Annotated in this window: 5 protein-coding genes; 4 read left to right on the forward strand and 1 reads right to left on the reverse strand. The window is 37.6% G+C overall.

Annotated features, from left to right (window positions below; all coding sequences use genetic code 11):
* Positions 1 to 333: 333 nt before the first annotated feature.
* Positions 334 to 2,241 carry a M13 family metallopeptidase gene (locus EVI01_RS06760; RefSeq protein ID WP_010750394.1) on the reverse strand — a complete coding sequence of 636 codons (1,908 nt, stop codon included), beginning with the start codon at positions 2,239 to 2,241 and terminating at the stop codon, positions 334 to 336.
* Between the two features lie 181 nt (positions 2,242 to 2,422).
* Here EVI01_RS06760 and EVI01_RS06765 point away from each other — a divergent pair, with 181 nt between their 5' ends.
* The 4 genes from EVI01_RS06765 (at position 2,423) to EVI01_RS06780 (ending at position 6,053) form a co-directional block, all read left to right on the forward strand.
* Entirely contained in the window at positions 2,423 to 3,268 is an 846-nt protein-coding gene (locus tag EVI01_RS06765) for a hypothetical protein (protein WP_010750395.1), read from the forward strand.
* Positions 3,269 to 3,349: 81 nt separating this feature from the next.
* A complete protein-coding gene (locus EVI01_RS06770; RefSeq protein WP_010750396.1) occupies positions 3,350 to 4,324 on the forward strand; it encodes a ribose-phosphate diphosphokinase in 975 nt (324 codons plus the stop codon).
* 180 nt (positions 4,325 to 4,504) lie between these two features.
* Complete coding sequence (locus tag EVI01_RS06775; protein ID WP_025480595.1) at positions 4,505 to 5,635, forward strand: cysteine desulfurase family protein; 1,131 nt, start codon at positions 4,505 to 4,507, stop codon at positions 5,633 to 5,635.
* A 76-nt stretch (positions 5,636 to 5,711) separates the two neighbouring features.
* A complete protein-coding gene (locus tag EVI01_RS06780) occupies positions 5,712 to 6,053 on the forward strand; it encodes a DUF1831 domain-containing protein (protein WP_010750398.1) in 342 nt (113 codons plus the stop codon).
* Positions 6,054 to 6,217 lie beyond the last annotated feature (164 nt).

The raw sequence follows: 6,217 nt of genomic DNA on the forward strand, positions 1-6,217 counted from the left end.
TAAAGAGCTTCCCAAATAGAAAGAGTAATATTATGAAGAGCTATTTTAGAAAATCATTTCTTATTTGCTCGGAGCTGACCGCTTCTGTCACAACCTTACCCACGGTATTCAAAGCATTGCTTCTGCGGAATTAAGCCCGAAAATGCAAAAATATGAAAAGCTATTTTCACATTTTCGTTCTTAATTCTTGAAGCAGAACATGCTTTTCATAACCTCTATCCACGGTGTTCAAAGAGCTGTCCTTCGGTAATAAGTCAAAAAATCTCAAAATATGAGGAGCTATTTCGAGATTTTCATCCTTATTACTCAGGACAAGGCGCTCTTTTCACAACCTTACCAAATATGCACACGTTTTTCGGGTGGGAGATACATGGCGTCTTTTTCTGTGATTGCAAAGGTTTCGTAGAATTCGACTAAATTTTGTGGTTGAATATTTGCTCGCAATTTAGCAGGAGCGTGGACATCGATTTGTAATAGCAATTGTTGGTATTCTTTTTTTGCTTTGGTACGCCAGATGGTTGCCCAGCTGATAAAAAATTCTTCTAATGAATGTTCTTGTTCGGTTTTGGCTGCTTCTAATGCGCAACTTAAGCCACCGGCGTCTGCAATATTTTCAGAAACAGTGAGTTTACCGTTGACTTTTCCATCTGCAAATGGCAAGCCGTCAAATTCTTCGATCATAGCTTGGGCTTTTTCTTGGAAATGTGCGAGATCTTCTTCAGTCCACCAGTTATTTAAATTACCATATTCATCAAATAAAGCGCCATTATTATCAAATGCATGGGAAATTTCATGCGCAATGACCGCACCGATACCGCCGAAGTTGGCTGAACTAGATTGTTCCAGACTATAAAATGGTGCTTGTAAAATAGCCGCGGGGAAAACAATAATATTCCTGAAAGGATGGTAATAGGCATTCACTGTATCTGCACTCATTTCCCATTCTGTGCGATCGACAGGTTTATTCCAGCGAGCAAAGCGATCTTTTAAAGCCACTTTACTAAATGTCAGAGCATTGGAAAGTAAAGTGCCACCTTCTTCTTTGGGGATCGTTTTATACTGTTGGAATAAAGTCGGGATTTTCTCTGGGTAACCGACTTGTACGCCTAATTTGTCTAGTTTAATGATGGCTTTTTTTCTTGTAGCATCACTTAACCAGTTATTTTCTTCTAAGCGTTTTTTGTAAACAAGAATCATCTTTTGAATCATTTGTTCCACGTCTTTTTTCGCTACTTCGCCAAAATATGTTTTACCGTAATAATCACCAATCACTTGATCAAATTGTCCAGTAGCTAAATAATAGGCTGCTTTTTTCGGTGGCATCGCTTCATCTGTTCCAGAAAGGGTACGAGAGAAAATACCGCTCACTTGTCTAAATTCTTCTGATAGATAACCACTTAACGAACGAATGGTTCGAACAATCATCCAACTTTTGAATAATTGAAAATGATCTGTCGTTAAAATTTCACTCAACTGTTCAAAATAAACCGGATCCGTCACGATTACTTTGTCAGGGATGGTGCCGATTAAGCCAGTCACCAGTTTTTTTAAATCCAGTTGATTGGTGTGTGCAATAAATGTATCAAAATCTTGCGGATTATACATTTTGCTGTAATCTGCTTTTTCTTCTGCACTTTTTACGTGTGGTGCCACTAATTTATCGAATTGGATGGCTTGTTCTACAATTGCTTCGGCTTGATTTTTATCTTTTCCAGCAAGTTGAACGAGTTGAACCATCATATCAAAGAAGATATTTAATAATTGCGCTCCGTTTGGATGTTCAGAAGAATAGTAAGTTTTATCTGGCAAAAATAAAGAAGGAGGATAAGCAAATAACGCATTAGTTTGCGCATTTTTCATATCTGCATCAACATCTAAGCTAAATGGTAACGGTAAACTATCCAACGTCCATTCTGGGAATTGTTGATTTAATTCTTCAAAAGATGTTATTTTTTCAATCTGTTCAAGTAAAGGAAGCAACGGTTTTTCTGCTAATTGGTTTCTGCTATCGTAGTCGTTGGCCAATTGATAAAAATGAAGAAAGTGAAGCATCATGTCTGACTGGACGATTGAAGGATCTGCCAGCATTCGGTCAATATCTTTCATTAAAAGATCGTCAATCCCGTCAACTAAATCCTGAAAACCGCCTGTTGCTGGCTTGTCAGCAGGAATTTTTGCCGTTTTCAGCCAATCTTCATTCACCGCTTCAAAAAAGTCTTGTTTTAAACGTTCTTTGTTCATTCACATCTCGCTCCTTTTTATCTAATGCTTTTATTATCATACAAAAACGCTGAATAAACAAATAGAACGAGGAAGCACCAATTATTGCTTGGAGAGAGAAAACAAGGTGTATGGACTAGTCTATCTGATTTGTTTTTATCATTATTTCCCTTATAATAAAAAAGACGGAGGTGGATGATTTTTGAAACAGACAGTAGAAAAATGGTTGTATTTAACGATTGATGATCACAAGAAACGATTAAATGCCGTGGAACAGTTAATGACGAAAGAAGAAAAGTCAGTCTATGCGCTAATCTTTGAAGACGAAAGTTATCTTATTATTGATCAAAAAAAGCAACCAGTCGAGTATGGACCAGCAGCTCAATCTTATCAAGAAGCAATTGAATCTTATCAAATTGTAAAGACAGCAGAAGAAGTCAATCGGCTTCTTAGATTTTTAGACATTAAAGATGGCGCTTCGTTGATTAAACCAAAGAAAAATGGGCAAGAACTACTCGATTGTTGGGTAGGATTACCTGAAAAGCGTTTTTTAACCTACAAAAATTGGCGTACACCTGCTGGCTATCTTTGCGGGACGTATGCGGCAATGGTGCTACTGGCTTATTATCAAGATTTTCAAAATGAACGAATGATTCCACCAAAATTACGAACAAAAGGGTCAAAAGAATCAGAAAAATTACGAGATGCTTTAAGAAAAACGATTCAGCCTTTAGGATTGCCGACTGTTCCTTTACAAGTGAGCCACGGGATAACAAAATTTTTAAAAGAGAATGACTACCCATGTTCAGCTAGAAGTACTGTCGCAGGATCCTGGCAACGAGCCACGAAACGTATTCGCCAAGGAAAACCAGTGATTTTGGGTGTTTTGAAAGTGTTAGGAAGTCCGTATGGCAATCATTGGGTCACAGCATACGCTTATTATGAATCGTCATCTGGAGAACGTTTTTATAAAGTCCATGATAATTGGGGGAATTATGAACGAACGATTCCTGCAAAATGGTGTAATGGTACCGTCTCACTTCCATAAAAATTATTTACAGAAATGGACAGAAAAACTTGAAAAAATATGTTAAACTATCGAAGAAGAGAGAACATTAGGGAGGACAACATGAGTAAAAAGTATCAGGATGACACGTTGAAAATCTTTAGTTTAAATGGGAATCGCCCATTAGCAGAAAAAATCGCAAAGGTTTTTGGAACAGAGCTAGGAAAAAGTGTGGTCAAACAATTTAGTGACGGAGAAATTTCCATTAATATTGAAGAAAGTGTTCGGGGAGATCACATCTATATCGTGCAGTCAACGAACCAACCGGTAAATGATTATTACATGGAGTTATTGATCATGATTGATGCGATGAAACGTGCAAGTGCAAAAACGATCAACGTTGTTTTACCTTACTACGGTTATGCTAGACAAGACCGAACAGCTAAACCACATGAACCAATTACAGCAAAACTAATTGCGAACTTGATTCAAGAAGCTGGAGCAACTCGTGTGTTGACGCTGGATTTACACACCGTCCAAGTGCAAGGATTCTTTGATATCCCTGTAGACAATCTATTTACAATGCCATTATTTGCTCACTATTATCGACAACTTGGCTTAGTCGGTGATGATATCGTCGTTGTTTCACCAAAAAACAGCGGGGTGCAACGAGCACGCAGTCTTTCTGAGTATTTAAACAGTACACTTGCGATTGTGGACCACTCAGATGATGCAGATGAAAATAGCGGGTATGTGATTGGTGATGTCGCAGGAAAAACATGTATCATGGTTGATGATATTTTAAATACTGGTGCCACGCTTGCTCGAGCAGCGAATGTCTTAAAAGAAAATGGGGCAAAAGACGTGTATGCTTGTGCTTCTCATGGTTTGTTATCTTTCCCAGCCAAACAAATTTTAGATGATGCGCCAATTAAGGATATTTGCATCACTGATTCTGTGTATACGAAACCAGAACGTCATCCAGAAAATTTAACGATTGTTACTTGTTCTGAACTGTTAGGCGAAGCAGTCAAGAGAATTCACGAAAATACCCCAATGAGTCCATTGTTTCGTTTAGAAGAAAAAGCATTTGATTAATTGCCTTTTTATCGTTCATTAAATAAGATTCGTTCGCTAATCATGGAAAATCACATGATTGTCGAACGAATTTATTTTTATACGAACGGTAAAGGAGAGCTGATAGTGAGTGTTTCTTTGGTAACTTCGCTAAATTATGCTAGAATGTGCCTAGTTCTATTTAGAAGGGATGAAAAGAAGTTGGAAAAAATCTATTTGGATCATGCAGCAACTACGCCAATGCACCCTTTTGTCATTCAAGAAATGACCAAGATGATGCAAGAAACCTTTGGGAATCCTTCGAGTATCCATGGCTTTGGAAGAATTGCCCATGAAAAGTTAGAAACGGCAAGACACATCATTGCCGATAGTTTACAAGTCAATGATCATGAAATCATTTTTAATAGTGGTGGAACAGAAGGTGACAACACTGCAATCCTTGAAACTGCCTTTTCACGTAAAAAAGCAGGCAATCATTTGATCACGACAGCTATTGAACATCCAGCTGTATTGAATACGATGAAATTTTTGGAGACAAAAGGGTTTGAAGTGACCTACTTACCAGTGGATGAAAAAGGTCATATTTCTTTAGAAGATTTTGAAGAAGCTTTAAACGAGAAAACCATTCTAGTTTCCATCATGTTTGGAAACAATGAAATTGGGAATTTAATGCCAATCAAAGAAATTGGGGAACGCTTGCGTAACCATACTGCTTATTTCCACACAGATGCCGTCCAAGCTTACGGGAATCAACCCATTCATCCGAACGAGTTAGGGATTGATTTACTCAGCGTTTCTGCGCATAAAATTAATGGACCTAAAGGCGTAGGTTTCTTATATAAAAAAGATGGGATTACCCTTCCTTCTTTACTCATAGGAGGAGAACAAGAAGAAAAACGTCGTGCCGGTACCGAAAATCTTGCAGGAATTTGGGGAATGGCTCAAGCAGTCAGTATTTTAACTGCCGAAGAACGACAAGCAAGAAATAAAAAATATGAAGAATTTCAACAGTTGATTTTAGGTACCTTGGATAAAGAAGGCATCGCTTATCAAGTCAACGGAGATTTAAAGAATAAGTTACCTCATGTTTTAAATCTTCGCCTCCCAGGTGTTATGAATGATTTGCTTTTAATGAAGTTGGACTTAAATGGCCTTGCGATTTCCACTGGTTCAGCATGTACCGCAGGAAATATTGAACCTTCTCACGTGTTAGAAGCCATGTATGGGAAAGAGACACCGATTTTAAAAGAATCCATTCGCATCAGTTTCGGTTATGGGAACACAAAAGAAGAAATCAAACATTTCCTTGATATTTTACTTCAATCAATCTAAGTGGGAAAAAGCCTAGTAAATATTGAAAGAAACTTTTATAATAAAAGAAGCAATCAAATTTACAGAGGTGAAAATTATGGCATTTGAAAAAACAGCTACAGTATTAGGAGCAAACACAAAATATCGTCTACACCCAGACGCTAAACGTTACACACTTAGAGACAATGGGTTCACAGAAACAAATGGGGGAAATTATCAATTAATCCGTCCTTTAGACGCAACCCCTCAAAGTAAAGAAGGATTTAAATTAAAAATCACTGTTTCAAAAGACATCCAAACACTAAAAATGTCCATTACGACAGCCAATGGCTTAAAAGCCGTCAATATTTTTAAAGATGACAAACAAAAAATGAGCCAAGAAAAATTCTATTTCTTAATGGACGGCATGATTAGCCGCGGCCTATTTGAAAAAGTATAATTGAAAAAAAGGTTGTGAAAAAGGTTGTGAGAAGGCTGATCTGCATCAAGCAATAAGAACGAACAGAGAAAAATAGCTTCTTATATTTTTCCTCTGTTTGGGCTTATTGCCGCAGATGCAAGCCTTCGAACACCGTGGGTAAGGTTGTGAGAAGGCTGATCTGC

Origin of the sequence: Enterococcus villorum, from assembly GCF_007990225.1 — a bacterium.
GTDB lineage: Bacteria > Bacillota > Bacilli > Lactobacillales > Enterococcaceae > Enterococcus_B > Enterococcus_B villorum.